The sequence below is a fragment of the Massilia sp. UMI-21 genome (assembly GCA_015277795.1).
Classification (GTDB): Bacteria; Pseudomonadota; Gammaproteobacteria; order Burkholderiales; family Burkholderiaceae_D; genus Telluria.
The window spans coordinates 441197-466263 of sequence record CP063848.1 but is presented as its reverse complement, the minus strand read 5'-3'; the positions used below and the strand labels follow the sequence as shown (position 1 = coordinate 466263).

At 65.3% G+C, this 25067-nt stretch carries 24 protein-coding genes; 5 read left to right on the top strand and 19 right to left on the bottom strand.

Going from position 1 to position 25067, the window contains the following annotated elements:
• Nucleotides 1–14 precede the first annotated feature (14 nt).
• From IM543_02055 to IM543_02035, 5 genes are all read right to left on the bottom strand, one after another.
• Nucleotides 15–1052, bottom strand: a complete 1038-nt coding sequence (locus IM543_02055; protein ID QOY94722.1) for a cupin-like domain-containing protein — start codon at nucleotides 1050–1052, stop codon at nucleotides 15–17.
• Complete coding sequence (locus tag IM543_02050) at nucleotides 1027–1737, bottom strand: SapC family protein (protein QOY94721.1); 711 nt, start codon at nucleotides 1735–1737, stop codon at nucleotides 1027–1029. The genes IM543_02055 and IM543_02050 overlap by 26 nt, the downstream gene beginning before the upstream one ends.
• A gap of 28 nt (nucleotides 1738–1765) precedes the next feature.
• Nucleotides 1766–3340, bottom strand: a complete 1575-nt coding sequence (locus IM543_02045) for a tryptophan 7-halogenase (protein QOY94720.1) — start codon at nucleotides 3338–3340, stop codon at nucleotides 1766–1768.
• A 117-nt stretch (nucleotides 3341–3457) separates the two neighbouring features.
• Complete coding sequence (locus IM543_02040; GenBank protein QOY94719.1) at nucleotides 3458–6475, bottom strand: TonB-dependent receptor; 3018 nt, start codon at nucleotides 6473–6475, stop codon at nucleotides 3458–3460.
• 146 nt (nucleotides 6476–6621) lie between these two features.
• Complete coding sequence (locus IM543_02035) at nucleotides 6622–6795, bottom strand: hypothetical protein (protein QOY94718.1); 174 nt, start codon at nucleotides 6793–6795, stop codon at nucleotides 6622–6624.
• Nucleotides 6796–7106: 311 nt separating this feature from the next.
• Here IM543_02035 and IM543_02030 point away from each other — a divergent pair, with 311 nt between their 5' ends.
• The 3 genes from IM543_02030 to IM543_02020 all read left to right on the top strand — a co-directional run bounded on the left by IM543_02030 (nucleotide 7107) and on the right by IM543_02020 (nucleotide 9759).
• A complete protein-coding gene (locus IM543_02030; protein ID QOY96480.1) occupies nucleotides 7107–7949 on the top strand; it encodes a polysaccharide deacetylase family protein in 843 nt (280 codons plus the stop codon).
• Nucleotides 7950–7984: 35 nt separating this feature from the next.
• The gene (locus tag IM543_02025) at nucleotides 7985–8794 is read left to right on the top strand and encodes a glycoside hydrolase family 16 protein (protein QOY96479.1); all 810 of its coding nucleotides are present in this window, start codon (nucleotides 7985–7987) and stop codon (nucleotides 8792–8794) included.
• A gap of 209 nt (nucleotides 8795–9003) precedes the next feature.
• Entirely contained in the window at nucleotides 9004–9759 is a 756-nt protein-coding gene (locus IM543_02020) for a DUF2807 domain-containing protein (GenBank protein ID QOY96478.1), read from the top strand.
• Nucleotides 9760–9864: 105 nt separating this feature from the next.
• Here IM543_02020 and IM543_02015 read toward each other — a convergent pair whose 3' ends face one another.
• The 13 genes from IM543_02015 to IM543_01955 form a co-directional block, all read right to left on the bottom strand.
• Nucleotides 9865–10188, bottom strand: coding sequence for a BON domain-containing protein (locus IM543_02015; protein ID QOY94717.1), 324 nt, complete (start codon nucleotides 10186–10188; stop codon nucleotides 9865–9867).
• Nucleotides 10189–10280: 92 nt separating this feature from the next.
• Entirely contained in the window at nucleotides 10281–11366 is a 1086-nt protein-coding gene (locus IM543_02010) for a tetratricopeptide repeat protein (protein QOY94716.1), read from the bottom strand.
• A gap of 17 nt (nucleotides 11367–11383) precedes the next feature.
• Nucleotides 11384–12325 carry a type II secretion system F family protein gene (locus tag IM543_02005; protein QOY94715.1) on the bottom strand — a complete coding sequence of 314 codons (942 nt, stop codon included), beginning with the start codon at nucleotides 12323–12325 and terminating at the stop codon, nucleotides 11384–11386.
• A gap of 7 nt (nucleotides 12326–12332) precedes the next feature.
• Entirely contained in the window at nucleotides 12333–13310 is a 978-nt protein-coding gene (locus IM543_02000) for a type II secretion system F family protein (protein QOY94714.1), read from the bottom strand.
• Nucleotides 13311–13323: 13 nt separating this feature from the next.
• Nucleotides 13324–14667 (bottom strand): CpaF family protein, encoded by a 1344-nt coding sequence (locus IM543_01995; protein ID QOY94713.1) that lies wholly within the window; start codon nucleotides 14665–14667, stop codon nucleotides 13324–13326.
• Nucleotides 14668–14724: 57 nt separating this feature from the next.
• Entirely contained in the window at nucleotides 14725–15900 is a 1176-nt protein-coding gene (locus tag IM543_01990) for an AAA family ATPase (GenBank protein QOY94712.1), read from the bottom strand.
• A gap of 48 nt (nucleotides 15901–15948) precedes the next feature.
• Nucleotides 15949–16218, bottom strand: a complete 270-nt coding sequence (locus IM543_01985) for a hypothetical protein (protein QOY96477.1) — start codon at nucleotides 16216–16218, stop codon at nucleotides 15949–15951.
• Nucleotides 16219–16245: 27 nt separating this feature from the next.
• Complete coding sequence (locus tag IM543_01980) at nucleotides 16246–17823, bottom strand: type II and III secretion system protein family protein (protein ID QOY94711.1); 1578 nt, start codon at nucleotides 17821–17823, stop codon at nucleotides 16246–16248.
• A gap of 26 nt (nucleotides 17824–17849) precedes the next feature.
• Nucleotides 17850–18698, bottom strand: coding sequence for a Flp pilus assembly protein CpaB (gene cpaB / locus IM543_01975; GenBank protein QOY94710.1), 849 nt, complete (start codon nucleotides 18696–18698; stop codon nucleotides 17850–17852).
• The gene (locus IM543_01970; protein QOY94709.1) at nucleotides 18695–20083 is read right to left on the bottom strand and encodes an ATP-binding protein; all 1389 of its coding nucleotides are present in this window, start codon (nucleotides 20081–20083) and stop codon (nucleotides 18695–18697) included. The genes cpaB and IM543_01970 overlap by 4 nt, the downstream gene beginning before the upstream one ends.
• A 111-nt stretch (nucleotides 20084–20194) precedes the next feature.
• Nucleotides 20195–20716 (bottom strand): prepilin peptidase, encoded by a 522-nt coding sequence (locus IM543_01965; protein ID QOY94708.1) that lies wholly within the window; start codon nucleotides 20714–20716, stop codon nucleotides 20195–20197.
• Nucleotides 20717–20777: 61 nt separating this feature from the next.
• Nucleotides 20778–20963 carry a Flp family type IVb pilin gene (locus IM543_01960; protein ID QOY94707.1) on the bottom strand — a complete coding sequence of 62 codons (186 nt, stop codon included), beginning with the start codon at nucleotides 20961–20963 and terminating at the stop codon, nucleotides 20778–20780.
• A gap of 91 nt (nucleotides 20964–21054) precedes the next feature.
• On the bottom strand, nucleotides 21055–21240 hold the full coding sequence (locus IM543_01955; GenBank protein ID QOY94706.1) for a Flp family type IVb pilin: 186 nt from the start codon (nucleotides 21238–21240) through the stop codon (nucleotides 21055–21057).
• A 357-nt stretch (nucleotides 21241–21597) separates the two neighbouring features.
• Between IM543_01955 and IM543_01950 the strand changes: the two genes are divergently transcribed.
• Entirely contained in the window at nucleotides 21598–22635 is a 1038-nt protein-coding gene (locus IM543_01950) for a GGDEF domain-containing protein (protein ID QOY94705.1), read from the top strand.
• 148 nt (nucleotides 22636–22783) lie between these two features.
• Here the strand turns inward: IM543_01950 and IM543_01945 are convergent, their stop codons facing one another.
• Entirely contained in the window at nucleotides 22784–24004 is a 1221-nt protein-coding gene (locus IM543_01945) for an HD-GYP domain-containing protein (protein ID QOY94704.1), read from the bottom strand.
• A gap of 109 nt (nucleotides 24005–24113) precedes the next feature.
• Between IM543_01945 and IM543_01940 the strand changes: the two genes are divergently transcribed.
• Nucleotides 24114–25049: a LysR family transcriptional regulator gene (locus IM543_01940; protein QOY94703.1), complete on the top strand. Its 936-nt coding sequence runs from the start codon at nucleotides 24114–24116 to the stop codon at nucleotides 25047–25049.
• Nucleotides 25050–25067: the final 18 nt, after the last annotated feature.

Sequence of the window (25067 nt, the reverse complement as noted above, 5' to 3'; positions counted from 1 at the left end):
CCATGCTTGTCTCCTCAGCGATTCATTCTTTTCAGTAGTTGGGCGCGGATGCTGCGCACGCTGTCGGCGTCCATCGGCGCCAGCGCACGGCGCGCGGCCTGCGGAATGTGGGCCGCGGTCTGTTCGTCCGCCTCGAACACGTAGTGGCGGAACAGCTCCTGCCAGGCCTTGCGCTGCTCCGGCGGCAGGTCGCGCACGCTCATCAATGCATGCATTAGCGCGTTCATCGGCGTGTCCATGTAGTCGGGCGACTGGCGCCACCAGTAATTGACCAGTACATTAAAATCTTCCAACGCCTGGATGTGGTGCCACCACATGCTGGGGATGAACAGGGCGTCGCCCGGCTCCATGTCGACCGCCAGCGCGTGTTCCATCGCGACCGCGAAGCGCGGGAAGCGCGCCAGGTCGGGTTGCAGGAAGTCGACCAGGCTGATGGCCTGCCCTGCCGGTGTGAGGTCGAGCGGGCCGATATACAGGTTCGCGACCTGCTGCGGCGGGAACAGGGTGAAGCGGCGCCGGCCGGCCACCACGCAGGCCAGGTTGTCGGGCAGGTCGTAGTGGGCGGCGATGCGGGTGCGGTTGCCGATCCAGATCGAGCCCAGCGCGTCGCGTCCGCCGAGGTCGATGCGGTTCTCGTCGTGGAAACCGGGCAGGCAGGCATCGATCGTGGTCGAGCCGACGTAGATCGCCGGTTGTTGCGCCGCGCCGCGGTAACGTCCGAGCTCGTCCAGCACCTTGTCGAGACGCACGCGCACCGGCGCGAAGTTGAAGCCGTCCAGCCGCTCGTTGTAGAAGAAGCGGCCTTCGATCTCGGGCGGGCCGAGCATGGCGTTGACGGTGGCGTCGCGGTAGAAGCGGCGCAGGTAGGCATCGGCCGCGCCGGCCGACTCGCGTGCGGCCTGGACCATCGGCCAGGCCGCGACCAGGCCGCGCAGCACCACCGGCTCGGTGGACGCGAGAATGCCGGGCCCGAGGTCGTGCGGCGTCAGGCCGCTGAGCTCGCGGATGGGCTTAGGCACGGCCAGTTCAGGCGCGGGCGGCACGGCGTGCATTCTTGCGGTCGATCAGCGCGCGGAAATTCGACAGCGACGCGATCTGGAAGTAGATCGCGGACAGCCAGCCGGCCTTGTGCAGGCTGTCGAGCGCCGCGGCGTCGAGTGCGGCCAGGCGTTCTTCGTTGATCGTGTAGAAGCCGGCCAGGCGGTTCTGCGAGCCGTCGTCGAGGGTCACGTCGAGCGAGAAGCCTTCGATCAGTTCGTGCGCCACCAGCGCGTCGATGAAGGCCGCATTCGACTGCATGCCCTCGTGGATCGTGAGCAGCATCGAGTTGACGTTCTCCAGATAGGGCGACATGCCGCCGTGGGGCAGGAAGATCGGCTCGCCTTCGGTCTTGCTGATGCGCGGGCTGTCGAGATCGATGTGGATCATCAGCTCGTCGCCCTCGCGACCGATCAGGAACGGCAGGCGCTCCACCAGCAGCGGCAGGGTGGCGGCATCCCAGCCGTTTTCGCTCAGGAACAGGTTTTCGTCGGACTCGAAGCCGAGCAGGGCGATCGGTTCGAATGGATGGGCCTCGTCCTGCTTGCGGAAGATGATCGGATAGTGGGCCTGCAGCAGGCGGAACTCGGCGTGGAAGGTCTGGATGAAAGCGTGGCTTTCGTCCATGTCGCGGCCGTGGCGGGTGATCACGCGCAGGTCTTTGTGATCGATGTTATTCAGCAGGACGGGATTGGCCATCGGTGTGTCTCTTTCAGTTTGTCGTTTATTAGCTTGGCAGCCCGTGACGCAGGATGTGCGCGATGAGCGTGCGGTTGTCCGGCAGCGCAGGCAGCATCCTGCGCGTCAGCTCGGCGGCCTGGCGCAGGAACGCATCCGCCATGGCGCCGTCGCCCTCCCCGACGCGCTCGCGCCGGGCCAGGCCGGGTTCGGGCTGGAAGCCCATCCCGTACAAAATATACTGGTAACTCGCCGCCGGGAATACCTCCAGGATGCGGTTGAAGTCGTCGCGCGAAGGCGGGCGGTGGCGCCACAGCGCCAGCAGGTCGGACAGGCGCTGCGGAATCGTCTCGCTGCTGCGGTTGTCGCGCCAGTAGCCGCTGCTGTCGTGTTCTGCGCTGCGCCGGCTCAGGACGTAGTGCAGCTTGAGGAAATCGATCACCCGCTCCCAGCGGTAAGTAAACGTGTCGTTGAAGCGCTGGGCGCTGATGTCCATCTGGGCGCGCGTGACCGGCATCTCGTCGGCCAGCATGGTGGCCGACAGCTCGACCAGCGCCAGCGCCGACGCTTCCAGCGGCTCGATGAAGCCGGCGGACAAGCCGATGGCGACGCAGTTGCGGTGCCAGAAGCGTGCGCGGTAGCCGGGTTCGAAGCTCAGCTTGCGCGGCGACGGGATGTCCTGCGGACCGCCGGTGGCGCGGATGTAGGCGCGCAGCGCGCGTTCGGCCGCTTCGTCACTCGTGTGCGCGCTGGAGTACACGTGGCCGATGCCGCGCCGGGTCGGCAGGCCGATGTCCCAGATCCAGCCGGCTTGCTGCGCGGTGGAGCTGGTCTGCGAGGCGATCGGGTCGTTCTCGTTCGCGTACGGTATTTGGACCGCCAGCGCGCTGTCGTTGAACAGGATCCCGCGCTGCGGCAGGAAAGGCACGCCGTAGTGCTTCCCGAGCAGTAGCGACTGCATGCCGGTGCAGTCCACGAACAGGTCGCCCGCCAGTTCGCCGTGCTCCCTGGTCTGGAGGGCGGCGATGTCGTCATTGTCGTGTGACAGGATAGCGGTGACGTGGTCCGGCACATACTGCACGCCGAGCTGCTCGATGCAGTGTTTTTTCAGGAACAGGCCGAACTTGCCGGCGTCGAGGTGGTAGCCGTAATTGGCCACCGCCGCGAATTCGGGCGTGGCGGCCTGCTTCGGCGCGCGGCCATGCACGCACAGGTGCGGCTGGTAGCTGGTCAGGTCGGCGAACGGTACCGACGCATGGCGTTCGAGCCAGCGACCGGCGATGTCGGCCTCGCCCCAGCCCTGGGGCAGCACGAAGGGGTGGAAATAATAGTCGCCCTCAAGGCCGCTGACCCAGCGGTTGAAGCGCGAGCCCTGCTTGAAGGCGGCGTCGCATTCGCGAAAGAAAGCCGATTCGGACAGGCCGCACGCACGCAGGGTATCGCGCATGGTCGGCCAGGTGCCCTCACCCACGCCGATCGCGGGTACGTCGGGCGACTCGATCAGGGTGACGCGCAGGCCGCCACCCTCGGCCGGCTGGAAGCTCGATGCAAGGACGGCGGCGGTCAGCCAACCGGCCGAGCCTCCGCCCACGATGACGACATGCCTGATGGTGGTACTCACCATGTTTGTTTCCAAAAAACTGACGCTGGGCAAGTCTAACCCAAAAAGACGCCAGCGGGCCGTGGCTGAGACCACGGCCCGCTGCTATCCCCTGTTGCGCTCAGGCGCAACAGCTGCGGCTTAGAACTTGTAGCGGGCCGACAGCATGTAGCGCGGACCGGACTGCTCGACGTACAAGGCCTGGCGCTCGTTACGACCATGCACGCGACGGATTTCGTCGGTCAGGTTGATGCCTTCGAACTGGACGCTGATGTTCTTGTTGACGTTGTAGCCGATGCTCAGGTCAAGCTGGCCGTAGGCCTCGACATAGTTCGGGTTCGGGCCCGAGCCGTCGAAGGTCGACGACAGGAACTTGTCGCGCCAGTTGTAGGCCGCACGCAGGTTCCACTTGTCGTTCTCGAAGATACCCACCAGGTTGGCCGAATCGCTCAGCCCCACCAGGGCGAACTGCTCGCCGATGCTGGAGTTGTCGTACTGCAGACCCGAGTCGACCTTGGTGTAGTTCGCCTGGATGCCAAAACCGCTGCTGCCGAACATGTGCTGCACGTTCAGTTCGAGACCGCGCAGGCGCGCTTCCTTCTGGTTCGAGAAGCTGGTGATCTTGAAATTTGCGATCGGATCGTTCGGCTGGCCGACGATGGTGCCGGTGGCGTTGCCCGACGGGTCGTCCGCACCGCGCGTCACGCCCGGCTGGCCGGCGAAATTGCGGAAGATGTAGTTGCGGATGCAGGTGGTGTCCGCATTCGCGCAGCCATTGGCCAGCGCGGCGTTCCAGTAGGCGCCGCCGACCGGCGTACGCAGGTTGAAGGGCTGCGCAATGACCTGCGACTGGCCGGCGTAGTTTTCCAGGCGCTTGCGGAAGTGACCCAGCGAGACAAAGCTCGACTTGCTGTAATACCACTCCCAGGCCAGGTCGATGTTCTTCGACTTGACCGGCAGCAGGCCCGGGTTGCCCTGGCGTCCGGTGCCGCCCTCGACGCGCGCCAGCGTATCGAGCACCTGGCCGCCGGTCAACTGGTCGTAGCGGGCGCGGCCGATGGTTTCGCCGTAGCTGAAGCGGCCCTTCATGTCCGAACGCAGGTCGACGTCGGCATCGAAGCTCGGCAGCACGTGCTTGTACTTGCCGGTAAGGGTGGTGAAGTTCGGCTCGCCGAAGCTCACCGGGAATTCGTTCTGCGACACCCAGCTGATCTGGGTCGCGATCGGCACCAGCGCGGTCGAGGTGACGTCGGTCTTCTCGTAGCGCACGCCGATCGAGGTATGGAGCGGCAGGGCCGTATCCCAGTCGGTGTTGAACTGCAGGTACAGGCTCTTCGACTTTTCGCGGGTGCGCTGGTCGGTGTCGTAGGTGGTCTTCGGCAGGTACAGGCTCGGCTGGCCCGATGCCTTGGCCGCCAGCTGGCGCACCGCGTCGAAGTTGAAGGTGTAGAAGGTGTTGAACAGGTTCGGGTTGTCGCTGCCGTCGATGTTGTCGAAGTACTGGCGCAGGCTCTCCTGGTGGAAGTAGCTGGCCGGGTAGTCCGACGGCACGGTGGCGCCGCCCCAGGTGTCGCGCTGCTGCACCGAGAAGGCCGAACGGTTGCTGACGTCGGTGTGGCCGAGGCCGAACTTCAGTTCGGAGGCTTCCAGCACCTTCCAGCTGGCGTGCGTCTGGACCTGCTTGACTTCGCTCTTCACGTAGCCGTTCTCGAACACCGAGCCGGTCACCTGCTGCGGGGCGCGCGCGAAGTCGGCGCCCTTGATGCTCAGCACCGGGAAGTCTTTCGAGAAGTCGACGCTGGTGTCACCGCGGCTGAAGCTGGCGGTACCCAGGGTATTGGCCGAGCCGAACGGGCTGTCCGGCGTCGATTCGGCGGTCGATTTGTGGGCGTCGAGTTCGAGACGCAGGTCGTTGTTGACGCGCCATGCGGTATTGAAGCCGAGCGACTTGTTCTCGGTCTTGGTGGCGAAGTCGGCGCCGCCCATGGCGATGTCGCTGTTGTTACCCGGGATCAGCTCGGTGTACATCAGCGGTGCGGCCACCGGACCATCGGTCCAGGTGCTGGTGGACGGACCGAAGTTGAACCAGGCCGACACGTCCTGGCGGCGGGTCTGGATCTTGTTTTCCGAATAGGTGTAGTCGAGGGTGGTGGTCAGCGCCTTGCTTGGTGCGAACTGGAATACCAGCTGGCCGTTGGTACGCTGGCGCTGGATGCCGCTCATGGCGTAGTTCAGGTTCTGCGGCACCTGGTACAGGTCGCTCGGATCCGGACGGTTGGTGATGTTTTCGGAGCCCGGGGTGCCCGGCTGGGGAATGGTGCCCCAGTTGTTCTCGTCGCCGCGGAACGGGCCCTTCCAGCCGTTGCTCACCGAGGCCACGTTATAGCCCAGGTTGCGTTCCTGGTAGCTGCCCGACAGGCCGATACCGAAGCGGCCGTCGGCGGAGGTGTTGCTGTAGATGCCCGACACTTCAGGGGTGACCTTGCCGCCGCGCTTGACGTCGCCCGGCAGGTTATCGGCCGATTTGTCGTACACGCCCTTGATGCCGACGCTGGCCTGCAGGCCGGGGCGCGACAGCGGACGCGCGGTCAGGACGTTGATGGTGGCGCCGATGCCGCCGGTCGGGGTCTCGGCACGCGCCGACTTGTACACCTGCAGCTGCGAGATCGCTTCCGACGCGATGTTCGCGAAGTCGTAGGCGCGGCCCGGGCGGTCGCCCAGGTTCGAGGTCGGCATCTGGCGGCCGTTCAGCAGCACCAGGTTGAAGTCGGGGCCGACGCCGCGCACGGTGACCTTGGAGCCTTCGCCGATGCTGCGATCGATCGACACGCCGCTGATGCGTTGCAGCGATTCGGCCAGGTTGGTGTCCGGGAACTTGCCGATGTCTTCGGCGACGATGCCGTCCACGAAGCCCTGCGCGTTGCGCTTGAGGGCCATCGAGGATTCGAGACTGGCGCGCAGGCCGGTCACGACGACGGTCTGGACACCGGCCGGCGACGACGGGGTGCTGGCCTCCTGCGGGGTGACCGCCGCCGGGTCGCTCGATGCAACCGCGTTCGGCGTCGGGGCAACTTCCTGGGCATAAGCCGGCATGAACGCCGTGCACGCGCTGGCTACTGCCAGGCTCATCAATGTCTGTTTAGCCTTGGGGTAATACATGTGCTCTCCTGTTTTTTTTTAAAATGACCGCCGCCCGCTCCAACGGTGTCTCCACTGCCTGTGCCGGCCTGCCGCTCGATCGCTGCGCCGGACTGCAGCGCACTTGTCGTCCTTACTGCCATCCCTACTGCTGTCCTACTGCCGTCTTAGCTCACATCCTTGCCTTCAACCCGCAGCCTGCTGCGCGTGGCGCGTTCCGCCAGACGGCACAGCGAGGACATGCGGCCGGTGCCGATGTCCTCGCTGCCAGGTAGCGGGTAAGGGGTGCGCGTTGCGCTCGTTCTTCCGTCATTGCTCAGGCTCGCATCTTCCAATGCCATGATTTGTTCAAGCCATCTATCAGCAACATGGAAACGTTTCCATGGCTGTTGGCTGAATATTAGGGTTGGAAAAAAAAATTGTCAACGGAATATTCCATCTAGGTACGACTCGGAATGCGGCTGATTTGCAACATCGGCCAGGCCGCGAGGGAGACGGCACATGCCCCGGCGCCACGTGATCCATGAACCAGCAATTGACATTGAAATTTTGCCGGTGCTATAGTCGGACAGCCGTTATGGTAACGTTTCCAATTATTCACCGAAAGGGGCGCATGGCGCGACGAGGGGAGACGACTGCAGTGAGCGCCTGGATGGCCGGTCTCGCCCTGGCGATCGGATTGCAGGCGGGCACGCCAGCCGCCGCGGCCGACCGGCCGGGGCCGGCATTCGCGTGGCCGCACGGGATGCGTGCCGCGGTCAGCCTCGCCTACGACGACGCCCTCGACTCCCAGCTCGACCACGCCCTCCCCGCCCTGGACCGGCATGGCCTCAAGGGCAGTTTCTACTTGCAGCTGTCGAATCCGGCGGTGGCGCGGCGCCTGGAAGACTGGCGCGCGGCCGCGCGGCGTGGTCACGAACTCGGCAATCACAGCCTGTTTCACCAGTGCGCGCGCAGCAAGCCCGGACGCGACTGGGTCGCGCCGCACCGCGATCTCGATACCACCAGCGTGGAACAGATGCGCGACCAGGTCCTGCTGGCCAACGTCATGCTGGCGGCAATCGACGGACGCCGGGAACGCACGTTCACCGTCCCCTGCGGCGACACCCTGGCTGCCGGACGCGATTACCTGCCCGCCGTGCGCGCCGGTTTTGTGGCGATCAAGGCCGGCAGCGGCAGCGGCGTGGTCGCGTCGATGGACACGCTCGATCCGCTCGCGGTGCCGGTGGCGGCCCCCAGCGGCAGCAGCGGCGCGGAACTGATTGCGATCGTCAAGGAGGCAATGCGGCGCGGGACCATGGTCAACTTCACCTTCCACGGCATCGGCGGCGATTACCTCAGCGTGTCCAGGGAGGCGCACGAGGAACTGCTGCGCTTCCTCGCCGCCAATCGACGGCTGGTCTGGACCGACAGCTTCATCCACATCATGCGATACGTCAGGCAAGAGCAGGCGCGCCGACCTGCCCTCCCCCCGACACCACCAGGAGCCCCATGAAACCGATCCGCCTCTTGACTACCGCGCTGTTCGCAATGGCCGCCGTCGGCTGCGCCACGCCGCCAGCCACCCTGCCCGCCAGCGCCGCTTCCGCCGCAGCGGCCAGCAGTTCCCAACTTGCCGGATGGACCCTGGCCTGGAGCGATGAGTTCGACGGCAGCCAGCTCGACCGCACGAAATGGGTGGCCGAGACCGGCGGCCACGGCTGGGGCAACAAGGAGCTGCAGTATTACACCGACCGGCCGGAAAATGTTCGGGTCACGGACGGCATGCTCGTCATCGAGGCCCGGCGCGAACGCCATCAAGGCAGCGAGTACACCTCGGCACGCATCAAGACCGCCGGACTGATGGAACAGATGCACGGCCGCTTCGAGGCGCGCATCAAGATACCGCAGGGCCAGGGCATCTGGCCGGCGTTCTGGATGCTGGGAGCGAACATCGAGAAAGCCGGCTGGCCGCACAGCGGTGAGATCGACATCATGGAAAACATCGGCAAGGAGCCGGCGCTCGTGCACGGCACCGTGCACGGACCGGGCTATTCGGGCGGCAAGGCCTTCGGCAAGCCCTCGCCTTTGGCGAGCGGCATCTATGCCGACGATTTCCACGTGTTCGCGGTGGAATGGGAGCGCGGCGAAATCCGCTGGTATCGCGACGGCATCCTGTACCACACGGCCCGCCCCGAACTGGTCAAGGGCGACTGGGTGTTCGAGCATCCCTTCTTCGTGCTGCTGAACCTGGCCGTCGGCGGCCAGTGGCCCGGTTATCCGGACGGCACGACGGTCCTGCCCCAGCAAATGCTGGTGGACTATGTGCGCGTGTACCGGCGCAGCGCGCCTGCGCAATAAGGCGTCCGGACGGCGTGGCCGGCCCGTGCAAGCCCGGTGGCGCCGGCTTGCCTGGGCGGATCCAGCGTCGTTCCGGCGCGATTGCTCCGGCTTTTCTACGCTCCAGACCGCAGATTGCGCAGTTCATCGCAATCGCTCCGGGTGCGATCCGGCAGCGCCGTATAGTGCTTCCATCGCCACCCTACCGGAGAACAAGCATGAAAAAACTGTTGAGTGCAGCCGCCGTCGCCGCCACGCTCGCACTGGTTGCCAGCCCATCCTTCGCCGATGATGTCGTTCGCGAGAACCGCAGTGTCGATGCCAGGATCACGAAGGTGAAGCTGGACGGCATCGTCGATCTCGTCCTGCGCCAGGGCAATACGCCCTCTCTCGTGGTGTCGGGCGAGCGCCGCTACGTGCAACGCATCACGACCTCGCAGCGCGGCGACACCTTGGAAATCGGTACCGAATCTTTTAATACCCATCGCGGCGACATGCACGAGAAATTACGCGCCGAGCTGACCGTTCCGAACCTGTCCGAATTCACCTCGCAGGGCGTGGGCACGTCGACCGTTAATGGCTTCTCGGGCAACGCAATCCAGGTGGCCCTCGATGGCGCCGGCTCGGTGACGATGAACAGCAATTACCGCAATGTCGACGCACGGCTGGGCGGCGTCGGCGGCCTGGCCCTGAACGGCTTGCGCGCCGAACGCGTCGACCTCAAGCTGCGCGGTGCAGGCCGCATCAGCGTCACGGGCGAGAGCAAACTGTTGCGCGCCAAGCTGGCCGGCGTCGGCAGCCTGGAAGCACAAGGCCTGCGCGCCGAGACGGTCGACCTCGACTTGACCGGTCTCGGTGGCGCGACGGTACACGCAACGCGCGCAGCCGAGGTCGACCTGAGCGGCATGGGTTCGGCCACGGTGTATGGCAACCCGGCCAGCCGCCACGCCAACACCAACGGCATGGGTAAGGTGGCCTGGAAGTAAGCCGCTTAGCGAACGCAGGCCTGAGCGGCGCGGACCTCGCCCTGCACGCTCAGGCGACCCAGGCTGATGCGCCGGAAACGCGCTTGGCCACGAGATCGCGCCCTGCTAGCGGCGCTCTTCCCTGACCACCATGCTGTTCCGCACTTCCTGCACGCCGGGGACGTCGCGGGCGATCTGCGCCGCCCGGGCGGCACTCTCGGCCGAGTCGACGAAGCCGCTGAGCTGAACCGTTCCCTTGAAGGTCTCGACCTGGACCTCGGTTGCCTTGACCTGCGGGTCGGTGGCGAACGCCGTCTTGACACGGGTGGTGATGGCGGCATCGTCGATGTACTGGCCGGTGCCGCGATGCGTGCCGGAAGGCGCGCAAGCGGTGAGAATTGCCAGCACCAGGCCGAGAAGGATGAGATGGAGGCGGTAGGAAAGGTTCATGGAAGACTCCCGAGTGTAGGCAGACCAGCCTATTCTCTCGGGTGCCTTTGATCAGCATTTGATGCTGGACAAACGTGCAAACGGACCTTTTTTTAATCAGGTTTGTTCATTGCCAATACCGGTGCCGCAGCATCTCCGGCCGGCTGCGCAGGCCGCAGCGCGAATCCGCGCCGTGCGATGTCACGCCCGATCACGACACGCAGGTTGGCCGGCGCACAGCTTGCCACTTCCTGCAACTGCGCCTCACCGAAGCGGGCGGCCAGGCGCTCGGCGGCGGCGCGGTGAGCGGCTTCGAATTCGATGCGCGTGCGGCGCACGCCGAAGCCCGGCTGGTTCGACAGCCGGGTCACCTTCAGCCCGCCAGTGCCGACCTGGCGCGACAACATGCGCGCCATCCCCGGCACGCCATTGCCGTTGCGAATTTCAACGAGCGCGAGGAATGGCGGGCTGCCGGCAGGCACCGCCGGGACCGGTGCGCTCGGGCTTGCCGGCACCGGGTCGCGCCGCAGCTCCAGCATGCCGTCGGCGCCAGCATGCAGTCGCACCTGGCCCCAGCCCGGCTCCTGCTGTTCAGGTGTCTTGAGTGCGCGGTCGATGGCCGCCACCGAGGTCTGGCCCCCGGCCGCGACGTAGTCGGCGCGCAGGTCATGGGCGCGCAGGGCCGCTGCCTGGCTCAGCATCTGCTGCGCGCGCTCTTCCTGTCCGAGCTTGCGCAGGGTTTCGCCGAGCAGCTGCCAGGAACGGTGGTTCAATGGATCGAGCAGGCAAGCCTTCTCGAGCGCAACCAGGGAATTGTCATAGTCGCCGCTGAGGAAGTAGGCATGTCCCAGGTTGCTGAACAAATAGGCCTTGCCGGGGCCCGCGGCCAGCGTCAGCGATTCGGTCAGCGCACGCCACAAGGCGATCGCGGCGGTGAAATCGCGCCGTTCGGCGTACAGGGTGGCCAGGCCGTTGCGTGCATTCACGTGACCGGGTGCCGCCTGCAGTGCTACTTCATAGGCGGCCTGTGCTTCGTCGTAGCGGCGCGCCAGATGATGGTTGCGGCCGGCGAGGTAGGCCTCGTCCGCCACCGGCCTGGCGGTATCGAAGGTGGCGCGTCCGCCGATCGGGGCACAGGCGAGCAGGCTCGCACCTGCGCACAGCAGTGCCAGACGGGTAAGAAAGGGTGAGGTTCGCATGACAGGCTCCATCGTGTTCATCGCAAGCCGGACAGGCTGCTCGCGGTCCGCATCAGCTGGATGGCAGCGGGACCGAGCAACACCATCATCAGCGTCGGGAAAATACAGAAGATCAGGGGAAACAGCAGCTTCAGACCAATCTTGGCGGCGCACTCCTCGGCCATCATGCGCCGCTTGTAGCGCAGGTTATCGGAGTGCACACGCAGCGAATCGCCCACGCTGGTGCCGAACCGCTCGGACTGAATCAGCATCGCGACCAGGGTGTCCACGTCCTCGACGCCGGAACGCAGCGCGAAGTTGCGCAAGGCTTTTTCTTTACTGAAGCCGGCCCGCATTTCCATCAGGACGATCTGCAGCTCCTGCGCCAGCACGACGCTCTTGATATGGATCTCGGCGGCGACCTTCACCATCGCGCGCTCGAGGCTCAGGCCGGCTTCGACACACACCGTCAACAGGTCGAGCGCATCGGGAATACTTTCGAAAATCTCGCGTCGGCGCCGGCTGACGATGCGTTCGAGGACGATGTTGGGGAGATAGTAGCCAAGCGATGCCGTGACCAGCAGTAGCGCCATCAGCCGCGCACCGCTGAACGCCGCCGGATAGATCATGGCAAGCGGCGCCACCAGCGCGGGCAGCGCCAGCGCCAGCCCGGTCTTCGATGCGAAATACAGTGTCGGGGCGGACGCGTTTCTCCAGCCGGCGTTCATGAAGCGCGTGCGCAAACTGGATTTTTCCCAGCCTTCTTCAGGAACCGAGAGCTTGCTCAGCGGCTTGGCCACGCTGGCGATCCGTTCGACCCAGCCGCCGCCGGCATCGAGCTGGCTCGGTTCGGCGCTGCCGAGGAAGCGGCGCAGTCGCTCACGCAGTGCCAGCGGCGCGAACAGTGCCAGGCCAAGCCACACGAGGCCGAAGACGACGCACAGGACCACAAGCAGGAACAGCAGCTGGGAAGAGTTCATGATCGCCTCAGATCCGGATACGGATGATCTTGCGCAGCCAGAGGAAGCCGACGACGAGCATGGCGGCTGCGTACCACAGCATGCGTTCGCCAGCCGGATCGGTCCAGAGCATGCTGACGTACTCCGGATTCGTCAGCAGCATCATGGCCGCCACCGCGAACGGCAGCAGCCCGAGGATCCAGGCCGACATCCGTCCTTCGGCCGACAGCACGCGCACGTGTGCCACCAGTTTCAGGCGCGCACGGATGATCTGGCTGATATTGCCTAGTATTTCCGCCAGGTTGCCACCCGAATCGCGCTGGATCAGCACTGCGATGATCAGGTAGCGCAGGTCGGTCAACGGGATGCGCGCGGCCATCGCATGCAAGGCTTCGTTGATCGGCACACCGTAATTGATCTCCTCGCGGGCAATGCGGAATTCCCCGCTGAGCGGCTCGGGAAGTTCGTTGCCGACGATTTGCAAGACGTTGCTGAACGAATGGCCGGCACGCAGGGCGCGCGCGATGAAGTCGGCGGCCTCCGGCAGCTGGCGCTCGATGTGGATCAGTCTGCGCGTGCGGGCGCGGCGCACCAGCAGCCACGGCACACACAGCCCGAGCACGGCGAGGAACAGGCGCGCGGACGCCGGCAATGGCCAGGCAAGCGTCAGCAACACGACGGCCGCCATGCAGGCGATCGACCAGGCCATGAACTGCTGCACCGTGGTGGCGACGCCGGCCTGCACCAGCAATGCATCGATCCGGTTTGCCAGTGCAAACCTTTGCAACAGGCGGTCGAAGGTCGCGTTGTGGCTGTAGGAGCGCTGCTTGAGAATCGAGATCCGCTCGCCGCTGCGCTCGGGCGAACCTGACATGGTCTGCAGGCGGCGCGCGACGCGACGTGCCGCCTTTCCGTGCGTGCCCATCCACCACAGGTAAGCGCCCTCGATCGCGAGGATGACCGCCGCGAACAGGAACACCACAAAAGCGTAGAACAGTGCGTCCATGCCTCCTCCTGTGCTAGAAGATCCGGTCGGGATCGAAGGTGTCCTCAGGCACAGGCACGCCGTACATCTTCAAGCGGTCGGCGAAGCGCGGACGCACCCCGGTCGCGCTGAAGCGGCCCTGCACCTTGCCGTCGCTATCGACGCCGGTTTGCTCGAAGCGGAAGATCTCCTGCATCGAAATGATGTCGCCTTCCATGCCGGTGATCTCCTGCAGGCTGACGACCTTGCGGGTGCCGTCGGTCAGGCGGGTCGCCTGCACCACCACCGTCACCGCCGACACGATCTGCTGGCGAATCGCCCGCGCGGTCAGGCTCACGCCGGCCATGCTGACCATGTTTTCCAGCCGCGCCAGCGCATCGCGCGGGGCGTTCGAGTGAATCGTCGCGAGCGAACCTTCGTGGCCGGTATTCATCGCCTGCAGCATGTCGAGCGCTTCCGCACCACGCACCTCGCCCAGGATGATGCGGTCGGGACGCATGCGCAGCGCATTGCGCACCAGCGCACGCTGGGTCACCTCGCCCTTCCCCTCGATGTTGGGCGGGCGGGTTTCCAGACGCACCACATGCGGCTGGCGCAGCTGCAGTTCGGCGGCGTCCTCGATCGTCACCACCCGCTCGTTGGCCGGAATGAAGCCGGATATGAGGTTGAGCAGCGTGGTCTTGCCGCTGCCGGTACCGCCGGAAATCAGGATGTTCACCTTGGCCACGCCCAGGCTTTCCAGCACCCGGATCATCGGCGGGGTCAGGCTCTTGTAGTCGAGCAGGTTCTGCACCGTCAGCGGGCTGGTGCCGAAGCGCCGAATCGACAGCAGCGGTCCGTCCACCGCCAACGGCGGGATGATCGCATTTACTCGCGAGCCGTCCGGCAGGCGCGCGTCGACCATCGGGCTCGACTCGTCCACGCGCCGTCCTACCCGCGAAACGATCTTCTCGATGATCTTCATCAGGTGGGCATTGTCGTGGAAGCTGATGTCGGTAAGCTCGAGCTTGCCGCGCCGTTCGACGTACACCTTGCTGGCGGTGTTGACCAGGATGTCCGATACGGTCGGGTCGTTCAGTAGCGGCTCGAGCGGTCCGAAGCCGAGCATCTCATGCTGGATGTCGAGCACCAGGTGATGACGCTCGTGCTGGTTCAGCACGATGCGCTCCTCCTCGATGATGCGCTGGATCAGCAGCGCCAGTTCGTGCTTGAACTGCTCGGCGGTGAGGCGTTTCAGGCGCTCGAGGTCGATGCGGTCCAGGATCATCTGGTGCATCAGCTTCTTCAGCTCCTGGTAGGCCTGGTTGCCCGCCTCGGCCGGGGCGGCGCCGGGCTGGCGCTCGTGGACGGGAATTGCAAGGCGTTCGCGTAAGGACATGGATTGCTCCGCTTTATCGATTCGATCGAGTGGTTCCGTCGGCGACCGGGCGCCCGCTCAGTTGTCAGACTCGCCGCGGCCGAACAGCCGGTCGAACAAGCCCCTGCTCTCCTGGACGCGGCGGGTGGTTACCAGGTCGACCATGTCGGCCAGGCTGCGCGCGGCCGCGCTCGCGCGGGACAGTTGCAGCACCGGCACGCCCTGGTTGACCGAATCGGTGACGGCGACGTAATCGTTGGGGAAGGTATGCACCACTTCGCAGCCGAGCGCCGCATGCAGGTCTTGCAGGCGCAGCTTGCCGCCCTTCTCGTAGCGGTTGACGATCAGGCGGATGTGGTCGAGCACGTAGCCGAGCGAGCGGAAGATGTCGAGCAGGCGGCGCGCATCGCGGATGTCGGGAAGCGCCAGCTGCAGCACCGGATAGATGGTATCGGTGACGTCCAACGCCCGCAGCGATACCGCGTCAATCTGGCGGCCGACGTCGAGCAGCACGTAGTCGTAGTACTGGCGCGCGACGCGCAGGATGGTGTCGATATGTTCCGGCTTGGCTTCCTTGCCGTGGGCGGAGTCGTCGGCAGCAGCAAGCACGCCAAAGCCGGGAGTCACGTGCACCAGGCAAGACTCGAGGAATGGCCCATCAACGCGCGCGATCTGGGCACAGACGTCGGACAGCGTCATGGTCGGCTTCTGGTCCGACACATACAATGCGGCATCGCCAAACTGACCGTGCAGGTCGATCAGCAGCACCTTCTTGGCGGCCAGCGTGGCGAGCGCATAGCCGAAATTGGTCGAGATGAAGGTGGCTCCGCTGCCACCCTTGCAGGCGATGAAGGCCAGGATCTTCCCGTCGCGCAGGGCCGACACCCCCGCGGCGGCCGAGATGCGGTCCATCGATTCATGGAAGGCGCGATGCGCCAGGGGCAGCTGCAGCACTTCGCGCACGCCGGCGCGCATGGCGCGGATCAGGAGATCCGGCTGGTGCTGGTCGGTCAACAGCATCAGGTGAGTCTCGGGGTACTGGCGGCCGAGACGTTCGAGCAGCGCGGCTTCGGACGGCTCGATGTCGGTCGCGTCGACAATGACCAGTTGCGGACTGTCGGACTCCGGTCGGTCGAGTGCTTCGCGCAGGCTGGCGCGGACGGCGCCGAGGTTCAGCGGCGGCACGCGCGCGGCGCCCTGCGAGGCGATTTCCGCGTAGAGCTGGCTGTCACGGCTGATGAGTAGCGCTTTCATGGGCGAGCCTCGTGGCGACTCCGTTGGGGCAGGAGAGAAGCGGCGCGCTTAGCGCGCGCCGCCGGCGTTGATGATGAGCGCAGGCGGCGCGCTTTCCGGCTGCGCGAAGCTTTGCTGATAGCGGTCATGGGCACCTTTTGCGGCGCGGCCGTCGATACCGGTAGCCGGATTCGTGTTGGCCGCGGCAGCGGGATCGAGCACCTGGGCGGCCAGGTTGCTGCGTGTGGCCACGCCGAACTGCCGGTCCCACTGCGGTGTCGTCTGCGCGCAGCCTTGCAAGCCGGCGCCAAGGAACGCCAGCCCGAGCGCCAGCGACATCAAGCGGATCGTCTTCACGATAGTCTCCTATTTGAGTTCGAAGCCGGAGCTGGTCTGCGCAGTGGGCGCCGTCGGCTGCAAGGTGGATGCGGCCGCGGTGGTCTGGGCCGGTGCGGCCCCTTCGAGACGGCCGCCGAGCAAGACTCCAGCGCGCGACGGGACGCCCACCTTGTCGGTCGGCAGCGAGTAAGCGGCGCCGGGCAACGGCTTGACCAGGCGGGCCGTGATCACGAACACCAGTTCGGTGCGATCCTGCTGGTAATCGGTGCTGCGGAACAGCGCGCCCAGGATCGGCACTTCACCCAGCATCGGCAGGCCTTCCAGGTTGGCCACCAGGTTATTCCTGACCAAGCCGCCGATGGCGAAGCTCTGGCCGTCATAGAGCTGCACGGTGGTGCTGGCCCGGCGCGTCGTCACCAGCGGCAGGATGGCGGTGCCGGCGATGCCGGTGGCCGATACGCCAATCCCTTCGCGTGACAGTTCGGATACCTCCGGGGCCACTTTCAGGTTGATGCGGCCGCCTGCCAGCACGGTCGGGGTGAAGCGCAGGCCAACGCCGAATTCCTTTTCCTCGAGCGTGATCTTCTTGTCGTCCTGGGCAACCGGAATATAGAACTTGCCGCCGGCCAGGAAGGTGCCTTCCTGGCCGCTGATCGCAAGCACGTTCGGCTCGGCCAGCACGCGCACCAGGCTGTCCTGCTTGTTCGCGTCGCCTACCAGCCGGCCTCCCCTGGTCTGGAGCGACTCTTCGCCGGGGAGCGCGCGGCCGCTCAGGAAGTTCGATACCAGGGTAGTGGTCCAGCTGCCGCCGCCGAAGCTGAAGCGGGCCTTGGCTTCGAGCCGTTCGAGCAGGGTTTTCGACACTTCGGCAATCTTCACTTCGAGCTGCACCTGCTGCGGCGCGCTCACGTTCAGAAGGTTGATCACCCGGGTGCTGGCGCTGGCCGTGCCGCCGCCGGTGTTGTTGGTGGTGTCCAGCACACCGTCGTTGTCCTTGCCGCCCGCAGCCGTCAGCTGGCGCAGCGGACGCTGCACGTAGGCGCCGGCCAGCTCCACGGCACGGGCGATCGCGCTGGTATCGCTGACGGTGCCGCTCAGCACCAGGGAATCGGCGGCGGCGGACACCCGGATGTCCTTCTCTTCAGGCATGAGCGCGGCCAAGGTCCCCTGCAGCCCGGCAGGGTCCATGGCGACCACGATATCGATCACGCTGCACAGGCCGCTTTTACCCTGCACGATCATGTTGGTGCTGCCCACGTCGACGCCGGCAATGTAGAGCGTATCCGGCGCCACCAGCATGGCCTGCACGATGTCGGGATTGCCGACGCTGCGGTGGACCACCTTCTCGGGCAGGCGCAGCATGGTCGACTTGCCCATGTTGAGCGTCATGGCGGCAGGACGTGCGGCCTCGCCACTGCAACCCGCGACCGGCTGGGAGCGCGCAAGCGTCGTCCTGGCGAGCTTGGGTGCGGCGGCCTTGGCCGCTGGTCTGGCGGCGGCAGGCGAGGCGCCCGCTGGTACGGCGGGGGCGGCCGCGTGGGCAGGCACGCTGGCGGCCAGCGCCAGGCCGGCTGCTAGCTGTGTGAAGTTGAGGCGTCTGTTCATGGCATCCATCCCGGTTCAAGAGAAGGTCAGAAGCATTCCTGGGAAGCGTGCAGGCCATTGATGACCTTGACGCATTCGCGTTGCGGCGCCGGCGCCGGGCGCGGGACCTGCACGCGCGGCCGGGATGGCGGAGCCGGCATCGATACCGGCCGCACCGGCGCGGCCACCGGCAACAGGTTCTGCTTGGTGGCGCCGGTCGTCTCCGCCGCGGCCGGATCGATCTGATTGCGCAGTGCCAGCGACAGCGTGCCGACGCTGCGCGCCAGGTCGAGCTTTTCGGCCTGCTCGGGAGTGACTTCGAGCGTGACGGCGTTCACCACCTTGGGCTTGGTCTCGTCGCGATTGACTTCCTGCGCCACGGCCAGCACCAGGATCCGCTCGAGCACGATCTTCGAGATGCTCCGCTCGCGCGAGACAGTGGCCTGGGGCGGCGCCTCTGTTTCGGTACTGACGATGATGTCCACGTAATTGCCCGGTAATGCGAAACCGGCCACGCCGATCACGTCGTTGACGCGCACCGTGATGGCCCGCTTGCCTTCGGTGATCAGCGCAGACAGCCCGCCCAGTGTGCCCTCCGGCGCAAGCTTGGCTTCGCTCACGGGGTCGCCCGTCAGGATGCTGGTCTTGAGTACCCGGCCGCTCAGTTTCTGCGGGTCGTCGAAGGCGCCTTTCGGCACGCTGCGGGATGGCCACTCGACCAGCTTGAGCATGTCGGGCGTCAGGCGCTGCCCCAAGTTGATGTCGGAAGTCGCCACCACGATGCGACTGGCGCTTGCCGCGGGTTGCGTCAGCAGCCAGCGCGAGGCCATCACCACGGCCGCCAATCCAAACAGGATCGCGAGCGTCATCATGATTACTGCACGCTTGTTTTTCATCGCATCTCTCCCAGGTTGCTTGGCTCCAGTGCCGCCCTGGCGCCGAACAGGCTGCTCCAGGCCTGGGCCACGCTGTCCGCGTCGAAACGCGGTTCGCGGCCGGCAAAGCCGGCGAAGTCGGCGATCCGGCCCAACAGCTCATGGGGCCAGGCTGCCAGCAACGGACGCCGGGTGCGGCGGTGCAGTTCGTTGATCAGATAGTCGATCGTGCCTTCGTCGGGATCGATGCCGCGCAGCCGGCACTGGCGCCGTACCAGGGCGCGGTAGGCCGGCTCGGGAAGCGGACCGACCGCGATCCGGTAACCGATGCGGCGCAGGCAGGATTCATCGAGGACCGATTCGGGAGCAAGGCTGGTGGCCAGCACCAGCGACACGTCGAAGGGCAGCGCATGGCTTGCCCCGCCAGGTACTGCGACATGGTCGACACCGCGCTCGAGTGCGCCGAGCCAGCGGTGCAGGACCTCGGCGGCCGGTACGCGTTGGCGGCCGAGGTCGTCGAGCACCAACAGGCCGTTGTTCGCCAACAGGTGCGGCGGTGGGCGCAGCACCCCGCTGGCCGCCTCGGCACGCAGGTCCAGCGTGTCGCGCGCCAGTTCGGCGCCGACATGCACCAGCGGACGCTGGCAAAGTGCCCAGCGTGTGTCGCAACTGCGCCGCTCTTCCATCATGCGCGACTGCAGCGGCGCCGCATGCAGGGCCGGATCGTACAGCTGCACGACCTCGTGATTGACGAGCACCGCGTAGGGCACCGCTATCGGTTCCTGGCGCAGTTGCACCAACTTGCGGGCGAGCGTGGTCTTGCCGCTGCCGGACGGGCCGTACAGCATCATTGGACGGTTCGAATGCAGCGCGGCGCCGATCAGTTCACGCACCGAAGGCTCGATGCCATCCTCGGCAAGCACGGCCTGCAGCTCGGCGGGCGTGACGCGCGGGGCCGCGGGATGGCGCAGCGACTGGCTCTCGACCAGCGCACGGTAAGCGGCCAGCGTCACCGGAGCCGGCCCCACGTAGCGCGATTCAGCCAGGTAGTCGGCTGCGGCGCGCTGCCCGAAGGCGGTCAACTGGTAGTGCACATCGATGTCGGAGTCGCCGCACCACGCCACTTCGATCTGCTGCTCGGCGACCAGCTGCTGCAGCACTTCGCGCACCACGCTGATCGACAGGCGCAGGCGCCCCGTCAGCACAGACAGTGCCGTCTTGCCCCCGGCGTGCAGGGTTTTGATGAGCAGGGCAGTAGCGAAACGCGGGTCGAGGCCGGTGTCGCGCACAGTGCGCGGCTGGCGCGGCAGGATGGGCGCAGGCTCTTCCGTCAACCCGCCGCCAGGCGCAGCCGCAAGCGGTCCTTCGGAGACAGCTGGCAACAAGGGCGCTGATAACACTTCCATGGGGAAACCTCCTGCGGGATGCGGACATTTCTTACATTTGTTAAATTGATTCTAGCCATCAGCTCCCCTTCCCCATTTGAGCCCCAGCAAGGAAGCGGGCTTGGTACAAAGTCAAGCGTAAGCGCTCATGACAACGTAGATCGTGCCGGCCGCAATCGCCACGCCATAGGGCATGGAGCCGGCGCTTTCCGTCACTGTCTGGCTCCCTGCCGGAAGCCGCAGCAGGGCGTTGCGAAGGATGCCTGACAGGTTCTTCAGCGCCAGCCGCAACCGGCCACGGAACACAATGATGGCGAGGGCCATGACGCCACCGGCGCACCAGGCGATGATCGCAATGTGGAAGGCGACGGCCGGACCGGTGAACGCGCCGACCGTGGCCATCATCTTGACGTCCCCTGCGGCCATGCTGCGCAGCAGGTAAAAAGGCAGGAACAACGACAAGCCGAGAACGGCGCCGCCAACACAGGCGAGCAAGGCCGCGCCCGGTTCCGGCGATAACGCGTGCAAGACCAGCGCGCCGATCAGGCCGCTCAGCAGCAGCAGGTTCGGGATGCGGCGGCTTACCAGGTCGTTGATGGCGGCGGCGGCGACCAGGAGCAACAGCAGCGTATCGAGATAAGGTGCAACAAGCATGATTCGCTCCCCGAAAAAAAAAGCCCCCGGGGCCGGATGGCACCGGGGACTTGCGCGACGATCAGGACGGACGTTTCGCGAGCTCGGTACCGATGTAGTTGAAGATACCTTTGAGCTGGGTGCTCATTGCGGTGGCCGCACCTGCGATCGCGACACCGACCAGTGCAGCGATCAGGCCGTATTCGATGGCCGTCACACCGCCCTCATCAGCGACAAAAGCTTTGATGGCAGAGGTAATGGTGTTCATGACAAACTCCTTATGGTGAGGTTGATGACTACAACACGACTTTCTCGATAAACCACGCCTGGCCGCGACTGGCGCCAGGCGTCGGCGTCTATCAAGTGGGACGTTTCGCGAGTTCGGTGCCGATGTAACCGAACATGTTCTTGAGCTCGGTGCTCATCAAGGTGGCCGCGCCTGCGATCGCGACACCGACCAGTGCAGCGATCAGGCCGTATTCGATGGCCGTCACACCGTCTTCATCGGCAACAAACGCTTTGATTGCGGAGCGAATCGTGCTCATGACAACTCCTTTGTGGTGGTTGATAAAGTGGGGAAGACTCACTGACAGACGGGGCCCCGTCTTTTCCTTGCCTTCACTACGTCAGTCAGTGAGTTCACTGTAACGAATAGTGCCGCACGGTAAGTTGACGTCCGGCAAGCTTTCCATGTGGAAATTAAAAAGAACAGCTAGAGGAAGGGATGTGTTCGTCTTCGCCAAACATCCCGCATAAACACGCTCAAAAAGATAAATCTTGTTAAGAATAGTTGCCTCTAATACAAAAAAGGCTTATTCTATTTTCTTGGCCGCTACAAAAAACCGCCAGCCTCCGCAGTACCGACATGCTGTACCTTGCCTGACTCTGTTCCTGTAGAAGACATGGATTCCCTGCTGCGACACATGGTGGACATGACTGGTCACCGCGATCACACGATGCTCGACATCTCCGTGATTTCGGCGGTACAGGAACTGGCGGGTGCCGTTCAGACCCGGGTGCTGACCATCGCCACCGTGTGTGGTCAAAAATTCGTCCGCTCGCGCGCCTGCATCCGTCTCGGCGGCGTGGCCTGCCCGGAAGAATTGCACGACGCCGCCAGCCCGGGCGAACCGATTACCGCATTTCCCGCACTGGCGCACTGCCTCGAACGTCACGATTCGCGTGCGGAAGGCGAGGGCGACGACGGACTGCGCCGCCTGTGGCTACCGGTCTGGTTCGGCGACCAGGCCGATACCTGCCTCGAGATCGCGCACGTCCACAGGTTCACGGCGGACGCGATGCACTTGATCACCGGGATCGTCAGCGTCTACCGCAATTTCCAGAGCCTGCTCGACTACAGCGAGCGCGACTCGCTCACCGGGCTCCTCAACCGCAAGACCTTCGACGACCAGCTGGCGCGCATGCTGCACAGCGCGGACGCCGAGCCCCTGATGCCGGGTCAGCCCGAGCGGCGCCAGCACGGGGCCGAAGAAAAGCAGTGGCTGGCGGTGGTCGACGTCGACCATTTCAAGCTGGTGAACGACCGCTTCGGCCACCTGTACGGCGACGAAGTGCTGATCCTGATCGCCAACCTGCTGCAGTCGTCGTTCCGCGCGCAAGACCGGGTCTTTCGCTTCGGCGGCGAAGAGTTCGTGGTGCTGCTGCGCTCGACCACGCTCGAGAATGCGCGCAAGATCATCGACCGCTTCCGTACCAACGTCGAAGCGCATGTGTTCCCGCAGGTCGGAAAGGTGACGGTGAGTGTCGGCTTCACCAGCATCAGCGCCACCGATTCGCCGGTGGTCACGCTTGGCCACGCCGACCAGGCCCTGTACTTCGCCAAGGCCAACGGGCGCAACCGCGCCTGCCACTACGAGGAACTGGTAGCCAACGGACTGCTGCAGACCATCGCCACCAACGACACCGCCGAATTCTTCTGAAGCGCTTTCACGCCCGGTGGGCCCGGGCGAAGGCGAGCGCATCGTCCAGGTGTTCATCTGCCCGGAACATCTCGCCCTCCACGCTGGAGGTCGGTGCACCGACGATTCCACGCACGTTCGCGCATGCCGGCGCGATGCGCCCGCAATGTCAGGCGATGTTCATGAACCGCAACGGATTGACGTTCCACTTTTCGGCCGACTCGTGGCGCAGGATCTTGTCGCCGCCGCCAAAGCCAAGCGGCTTGGACAGGTCGAGGGTCTGCGGCTTGATATAAGTCTGGTTCCTGGTGCTGAAGAAAACGTTCACTTTCGGCGTCAGCAGGCTGGTTTCGTGCGGTTCGATCACCACGCCCAGGCGGCCGGATTCGAGCAGCACCAGGGTGCCGACCGGGTAGATGCCGACGCAGCGCATGAACTCCTGGACCAGCGTCGGGTTGAAGTGGAACTTGCTCCACTCGTAGATCTTGCGCAGCGCTTCGGCGGCCGGCATGCCCTTGTGGTAGCAGCGGTCCGACGTAATGGCGTCGTAGACGTCGACGATCGCCGCCATCTGCGCCAGTTCGCTGATGCCGCCCTCGGCCTGCCTGTCCGGATAACCGCTGCCGTCGCGCCGTTCGTGGTGGTGCAGCGTGATGTCGAGCGGGATCGCGCCGATTTCCGGCGTCTTGACCAGGATGTCGTAGCCGTCGCGCGGGTGGCGCTTGATGATGTCGAATTCTTCGTCGGTCAGGCGGCCCTGCTTGTTCAGGATGGCGTCCGGCACCAGCGCCTTGCCGGTGTCGTGCAGCAGTCCGCCCAGGCCGGCCTGGTAGATCGTGTTTTCGTCCATCTTGCGTGAACGGCAGAATGCGACCAGCAGCGCGCACACGCTGACCGAGTGCAGGAAGGTGTAGTCGTCCTTGTTCTTGATGCGCAGCAGGCCCAGCAGCGCTCCGGAATTACGCAGGATCGATTCGGTCACGCTCTCGACCACCGGCCCTACCTTGTCCAGTTCGACCGCCTTGCCCAGGCGCGCATCGGCCATCACGGTGCGCACCAGGCCGGCGGCCTGCTTGCGAATGTGGACGGCGCGCTGCAGTTCCTCGCCCAGCGAGACGCGGGTGACGATCACCGGCCTGGCGGCGATCGATGTGATTTCCGCCTCGGTCGCGGCCTCGGCCTGCGCCAGCGTCGGCGCATCGTCCACGTCCAGTCCCTTGCCGCAGTCAATGACGACGCCGCGGATCTTTGCATTGCGAATCTTGTAGATCTCGTCGTCGGTGGTCAGCAGAAAACGGCTGCGCACGAACGGATGGTCCATCCAGCCGCAATCGAGATCATGAATAAACATCCCGATTTTCAACTGCGAGGCATCCACCTTTTTTAACATATTGCTACTCTGCTCTGTAATAATGTCGGCGCCCCAACGGGCAGGATCAAGTATAGCAATCTAGTTGCCAATACTCACCTATTGTTGCTCAACAGATACACCTCTAAAGATGGAATTTCGCCAGCTCCGGTATTTCGTCGCCATCGTCGACCATGGTTCGCTGTCGCGCGCCGCGCTCGTCCTGCATGTGGCGCAGCCGGCCTTGACGCAGCAGCTGCGCCAGCTCGAGGAGGAACTGGGCGCGCAGTTGCTGCACCGCTCCGCCCATGGTGTCGTCAGCACCGACGCCGGCAAGATCTTTTACGAGCATGCGCAGGCCATCCTCAAGCAGGTGGCGGATGCGCGCTCGGCGGTGGTCCAGTCCACCACACGCCCCTCGGGCAGCGTCTCGCTCGGCCTGCCGCACAGCATTTCCGGCGCGCTGGCCCTGCCCCTGCTGACCGCCACGCGCGCCAGCTACCCTGAAATCACGCTGCAGCTGACCGAAGAGATTTCGCGCAGCCTCACCGAACAGCTCAAGTCGGGCCGCCTGAACCTGGCGGTGCTGTTCGACGAAGTCCCGGCCGGGCATTTCACCAGTACCGCGCTGGTCGAGGAAGACCTGATGTTCATCTGCCGCGCCGGCTCCTCCCTCGCCCCCGCGACGGACAGGCTCAGCTTGCAGGAAGCGCTGGCCAGCACCCTGATCCTGCCGGCGCGCCAGCACGGTGTGCGTCCGCTGGTCGAACAGGTGGCGCAGGGCGCGGGCCTGGCGCTCGGTCCGGTGCTGGAGATCAACTCCCTGGCCATCCTGCGCTCGGCGCTGCTGGCCGACCTGGGCGCCACCCTGCTGCCAATGGCGCCGCTGCTGGCCGACATCGAGCGCGGCGCGATGGCCGCCTGGCCGGTCGCCGATCCGGCCGTGACACGCCACGTCACGCTCTGCGCGTCGCGTAACATCCCGCTGACGAATGCCGCCGCGGCGATCGCCAGACTGGTGCGCGAAGTGACCGAAGACCTGTGCGCGCGCGGCGCCTGGCCGGGTGCGCGGCTGATCGTGGCTTGAGCGCATAACGGTCATCAG

Coding starts and splice junctions, on each gene's coding strand:
- IM543_02055 (QOY94722.1), bottom strand. CDS start 1,052: ATGCACGCCGTGCCGCCCGCGCCTGAACTGGCCGTGCCTAAGCCCATC.
- IM543_02050 (QOY94721.1), bottom strand. CDS start 1,737: ATGGCCAATCCCGTCCTGCTGAATAACATCGATCACAAAGACCTGCGC.
- IM543_02045 (QOY94720.1), bottom strand. CDS start 3,340: ATGGTGAGTACCACCATCAGGCATGTCGTCATCGTGGGCGGAGGCTCG.
- IM543_02040 (QOY94719.1), bottom strand. CDS start 6,475: ATGTATTACCCCAAGGCTAAACAGACATTGATGAGCCTGGCAGTAGCC.
- IM543_02035 (QOY94718.1), bottom strand. CDS start 6,795: ATGGCATTGGAAGATGCGAGCCTGAGCAATGACGGAAGAACGAGCGCA.
- IM543_02030 (QOY96480.1), top strand. CDS start 7,107: ATGGCCGGTCTCGCCCTGGCGATCGGATTGCAGGCGGGCACGCCAGCC.
- IM543_02025 (QOY96479.1), top strand. CDS start 7,985: ATGGCCGCCGTCGGCTGCGCCACGCCGCCAGCCACCCTGCCCGCCAGC.
- IM543_02015 (QOY94717.1), bottom strand. CDS start 10,188: ATGAACCTTTCCTACCGCCTCCATCTCATCCTTCTCGGCCTGGTGCTG.
- IM543_02010 (QOY94716.1), bottom strand. CDS start 11,366: ATGCGAACCTCACCCTTTCTTACCCGTCTGGCACTGCTGTGCGCAGGT.
- IM543_02005 (QOY94715.1), bottom strand. CDS start 12,325: ATGAACTCTTCCCAGCTGCTGTTCCTGCTTGTGGTCCTGTGCGTCGTC.
- IM543_02000 (QOY94714.1), bottom strand. CDS start 13,310: ATGGACGCACTGTTCTACGCTTTTGTGGTGTTCCTGTTCGCGGCGGTC.
- IM543_01995 (QOY94713.1), bottom strand. CDS start 14,667: ATGTCCTTACGCGAACGCCTTGCAATTCCCGTCCACGAGCGCCAGCCC.
- IM543_01990 (QOY94712.1), bottom strand. CDS start 15,900: ATGAAAGCGCTACTCATCAGCCGTGACAGCCAGCTCTACGCGGAAATC.
- IM543_01985 (QOY96477.1), bottom strand. CDS start 16,218: ATGTCGCTGGCGCTCGGGCTGGCGTTCCTTGGCGCCGGCTTGCAAGGC.
- IM543_01980 (QOY94711.1), bottom strand. CDS start 17,823: ATGAACAGACGCCTCAACTTCACACAGCTAGCAGCCGGCCTGGCGCTG.
- cpaB (QOY94710.1), bottom strand. CDS start 18,698: ATGAAAAACAAGCGTGCAGTAATCATGATGACGCTCGCGATCCTGTTT.
- IM543_01970 (QOY94709.1), bottom strand. CDS start 20,083: ATGGAAGTGTTATCAGCGCCCTTGTTGCCAGCTGTCTCCGAAGGACCG.
- IM543_01965 (QOY94708.1), bottom strand. CDS start 20,716: ATGCTTGTTGCACCTTATCTCGATACGCTGCTGTTGCTCCTGGTCGCC.
- IM543_01960 (QOY94707.1), bottom strand. CDS start 20,963: ATGAACACCATTACCTCTGCCATCAAAGCTTTTGTCGCTGATGAGGGC.
- IM543_01955 (QOY94706.1), bottom strand. CDS start 21,240: ATGAGCACGATTCGCTCCGCAATCAAAGCGTTTGTTGCCGATGAAGAC.
- IM543_01950 (QOY94705.1), top strand. CDS start 21,598: ATGGATTCCCTGCTGCGACACATGGTGGACATGACTGGTCACCGCGAT.
- IM543_01945 (QOY94704.1), bottom strand. CDS start 24,004: ATGTTAAAAAAGGTGGATGCCTCGCAGTTGAAAATCGGGATGTTTATT.
- IM543_01940 (QOY94703.1), top strand. CDS start 24,114: ATGGAATTTCGCCAGCTCCGGTATTTCGTCGCCATCGTCGACCATGGT.